The 2,730-nt window shown below is 72.9% G+C and carries 4 protein-coding genes; 1 reads left to right on the top strand and 3 read right to left on the bottom strand.

From position 1 onward, the window contains the following. Positions 1–560, top strand: a 560-nt coding sequence (locus DMC18_RS24720) for a methyl-accepting chemotaxis protein (protein WP_233248288.1), incomplete at its 5' end; no start/stop codon positions are given. A gap of 48 nt (positions 561–608) precedes the next feature. Here the strand turns inward: DMC18_RS24720 and DMC18_RS24715 are convergent. From DMC18_RS24715 to DMC18_RS24705, 3 genes are read right to left on the bottom strand one after another with little or no spacing between them, the layout of a single operon-like run. Continuing rightward, entirely contained in the window at positions 609–1,724 is a 1,116-nt protein-coding gene (locus tag DMC18_RS24715; protein ID WP_110118162.1) for an HPP family protein, read from the bottom strand. A 58-nt stretch (positions 1,725–1,782) separates the two neighbouring features. Further along, positions 1,783–2,064 (bottom strand): DUF1294 domain-containing protein, encoded by a 282-nt coding sequence (locus DMC18_RS24710; protein ID WP_233245151.1) that lies wholly within the window; start codon positions 2,062–2,064, stop codon positions 1,783–1,785. Then, a complete protein-coding gene (locus tag DMC18_RS24705; protein ID WP_110118161.1) occupies positions 2,061–2,510 on the bottom strand; it encodes a hypothetical protein in 450 nt (149 codons plus the stop codon). Before DMC18_RS24705 ends, DMC18_RS24710 begins: the two co-directional genes overlap by 4 nt. Between the last annotated feature and the right edge of the window lie 220 nt (positions 2,511–2,730).

The raw sequence follows: 2,730 nt of genomic DNA, 5'->3' as shown, positions 1-2,730 counted from the left end.
TGGTCACCCAGGCCGCCGCCACCATGGGGGAGATCGACGCCTCGGCCCGCCAGATCGGCGCCATCGTCGGCCGGATCGACGAAATCGCCTTCCAGACCAACCTCCTGGCCCTGAACGCCGGGGTCGAGGCCGCCCGGGCCGGCGACGCCGGTCGCGGCTTCGCGGTGGTGGCCCAGGAGGTGCGGGCCCTGGCCCAGCGCTCGGCCGGTTCCGCCAAGGAGATCAAGACCCTGATCGGCGCCTCGGCCGTGCGGGTCGAGGCGGGCGTGGGCCTCGTTCAGCGCACCGGCTCGGCCCTGCACGGCGTGGCCGGCCGCATGGCCGGCATCGACGCGGCCGCCACCCGCATCGCCTCGTCGGTGCGCGAGCAGGCGCAAGGGCTGTCGGCGGTCAACGCCGAGGTCGCCGAGATGGAGCGCTTCACCCAGGAGAACCTGGTCATGGTCGACCAGGCCCGCGCCGCCGACCAGGCCCTGGCGGGGCAGGGCGCGCGGCTGGAGGCCCTGGTGGGGCGGTTCCGGCTGGGACGGTCGGCGGGGCGGCGAAGAGTGGCGGCTTAAGGAACGAAAGCCGCGCCCTTCTTGAACCCTCTCCCTATGGAAGAGGGGTCAAAGCACGCTCTCGACGATGTGCGCCCGGTAGAGCACGGCGATCAAATCCGTCTGGGTGATCACGCCGACCAGCCTGCGGTCGCGGTCGACGACCATGGCCTCGTGGGTCTGGCCGCTGGAGAGGATCGGCAGCAAGGCGGCGATCGGGGTGCCTTCGCGCACGCGGTGGACGAAGGGGTCGAGCGCGGCTTCGACGGTGCGGCGGCGGTTGGCCTGGAGTTCGGCGCGGCGGGCCATGCCGATGACGCGGCCCTCCTCGTCCACGACCGGGGCGACGCGCAGGTCGTGGCTCTGCAGGAAGGCCAGGGCGCTTTCGGCCGACTGGGCGCGGTCGAGCCGGATGACGTCGCGGGACATCACGTCGCCGCAGCGGATCTGCGAGTGCAGGCGCTGGTGGGCCTCGATCTCGACCTCGCGGAACAGGGCGTCGAGGTCCTCGCGGCTGACGTCGAGCAGCTCGCCGTAGCGGGCCAGGGCCTTGTCGAGGTCGCCGGTGCTGTAGCCGATGCGCGAGGCGGGGGCCGGATCGGCCGTGCCGTGAGGGTTGGGCGGCGGGGCCGGGGCCTTGTGCGGATAGGAGCGGCCGACCGCGCGGTTGTAGGCCATGCCGGCCAGCACCAGCAGGATCGAGTCCACCGCCACCGGATTGAGCGCGAAGAGATAGCCGGCCTTGGTCACGGCCGGGCCGCCGATGACGGTGATCAGGGCCACCGCGCCGCCGGGCGGGTGCAGGCAGCCCAGCAGCACCATGGCGGCGATGGCAAGACCCACGGCCAGGGGCGCGGCGATCAGCGGCTGGGCCGGCAGCAGCAGGGCCACGGTGATGCCGATCAGCGCCGAGACGACATTGCCGCCGATCACGCCGCGCGGCTGGGCCAGGGGGCTGGCGGGCACGGCGAAGACCAGCACGGCCGAGGCCCCGATCGGCGCCACCAGCAGCGGATGCAGCCAGTCGCCGCCGCCGACGGCGAAGCGTCCCAGCACCCCGGCGAACAGCAGGCCCAGCAGGGCGCCGCCGCCGCCCTTCAGCGCGTCGGCCGGCCGGATCGGCGTCTTGCCGCGAAGCAGGGTGAGAAGGCGGTCGGTGGTGAGCGCGGTCGTCGAAGCGGTCATGGCCGTTTTGATAGGCGATGAAGGCCGGCGATGGCGCCGAAAATCGCTGTCGGAAGGCTCAGCCGCGCTGGAAGGCCAGGGCGACCAGGCCGGCGACGATGCAGGCCTGGGCGAAGACGATCAGGGCCAGCCAGGCGCCGAACGGCTGCTTGCGGGTCTTGTGGCGCAGCCAGCGCTGGGCCAGCAGCGCGCCGGGCGCCGCGCCCAGGCAGGCCGACAGCAGCAGCACCCGTTCGGGCACGCGACGGTCGCCCTCGACGGCGGCGGCCTTGTCGTGGGCGAACAGCATGAAGCAGAAGAGGTTGGCCGCCAGCAGGGCCAGGACGACGATGAAGGTCACCGCACCTGTTCCGGCGGGGCGTGGTCGAGGGGCGCCAGGTCGGGCTCGACCCAGCCGCGGCGGGCGGCGACGCTGAACAGGCGCTCACGCGACCAGAAGCCCAGCGGCCAGGCCTTGTCGCCCAGCGGCGTGGCCAGCAGGCGGGCGGCCGCCTCGGCGTCGTCCGTGCCGGCCGGCAGGGCGGCGGCGAAGGCGCGGATGGCGGCCAGATAGGCCTGGGTGATGGTCTCGTGATAGCCGCTGGTGTCGTCGTTCACCCCGCCGACGGCCTCGTTATAGGCGCGGATGATCCCCGGCAGGTCGCGCTCCAGGCCCGCATCGCGGATGCGGACGAGACGCAGCGTCGCCGTCAGGTGGGCCGCGTGGGTCCACTCTTCCTTGGGCAGGCTGCGATCGAGCAGGCGCTCGGCCAGGCGGGCGATTTCGGCGGTGGCGTAGGCGGTCATGGCGGGTTCCGTGGAACCCGTCTGTAGGGGAGGCGGGCGAGCGAGGCTAGGCATGATCCTTCTCCCCCTGCGGGAGAAGGTGTCGGCCGAAGGCCGACGGATGAGGGGTCTCTCAGAAGTCGGAGGCCTGATCCGGCCTGGCGGCAGCACGCGGCTTCAAGGTTTGAGAGACCCCTCACCCGACCTCCTTCGGAGGCCACCCTCTCCCGCAAGGGGAGAG

This window comes from Caulobacter sp. D5, assembly GCF_003185805.1.
Taxonomy (GTDB): Bacteria; Pseudomonadota; Alphaproteobacteria; order Caulobacterales; family Caulobacteraceae; genus Caulobacter.
This window is presented reverse-complemented; position numbering and strand designations above follow the sequence as displayed.